At 67.2% G+C, this 917-nt stretch carries 1 protein-coding gene; it reads right to left on the bottom strand.

Translation table 11 applies throughout. The features are described 5' to 3' along the window. Positions 1-258: 258 nt before the first annotated feature. The coding region (locus EOA22_RS35350; RefSeq protein ID WP_164756259.1) for a methyltransferase domain-containing protein at positions 259-917 on the bottom strand (659 nt) is incomplete at its 5' end.

Consider the following 917-nt stretch of genomic DNA (forward strand, 5'->3'; position numbering starts at 1 on the left):
CCATCTGCGAACCGGCGATCCCGCAAGCGCCCGCCGGATCGTCATCACCTGATCGTGCAGGCTGCTGGCCTCGACCGCCACGGCAACCGGCTGAACGGCGGCGGCATTGTCCGGTTGATCAGCCATGGCCGAGGTCCTTGCGTCAGTGCTGCAACCGGATGGAGAAACTTGACAGGCGTTCGTATGAGCTGCCGGATGGGCTGTCGGTCTGCTTGCGACAGATAGGCAGGGAAACGACGTCAGGCACGCTTGCCGCGATCACGAAGCCGTCACCCGCGCAGCCAAGGGCTTGGCATCCGCTTTGTGACGGCCAAGCCGGGTGGCGCCATGCGGCGACAGCACCGGCACGAAGACGCGGCGCGATGCGCGCTGCGCCACCGGCACGCCTTGATAGAGCCGCTTCTGCGCCTCGACCACGATGACCCCGGAAAAGATCGGCCACAGCCGCCGGCCGGCGCGCTCCAGTACATTGTGGAAGCGCATCATGAAACGGCGCCGCGATGGCGGAAAGAACAGCGCATCGGACCAGGCGGCGGGCGTGAAATTGGCCTCGCGCAGCAGTTCCGTAAGCTGGCCTCGCGAAAAGGGCCGGCCGTTGCCGAATGGGGTGTGCTCGAAGCGCGCCCAGACACCGCGCCGGTTGGGCACGACGATGACCACCCGGCCGGCCGGCGACAGCACGCGCCAGATCTCGTTCAGCGTCTCACGCGGGTTCTCGACATGTTCGAGCGAATGGACGAGCAGCATGCGGTCGATGCAGGAATCGACCAGCGGCAGTTCCTCGTCGAAGACCAGTGCCGTCGCCGTCGGCCCCGTCGCCGGCCACACCACCGCGCCTTGCGTTGCCGGCATGAAGGCGAAGACCCGCTCGGCGTCGCTGCCGAACCGCTCCAGCCACGGCAAGGTGTAGCCCAGAC

This window comes from Mesorhizobium sp. M7A.F.Ca.US.014.04.1.1, assembly GCF_003998745.1.
GTDB lineage: Bacteria > Pseudomonadota > Alphaproteobacteria > Rhizobiales > Rhizobiaceae > Mesorhizobium > Mesorhizobium ciceri.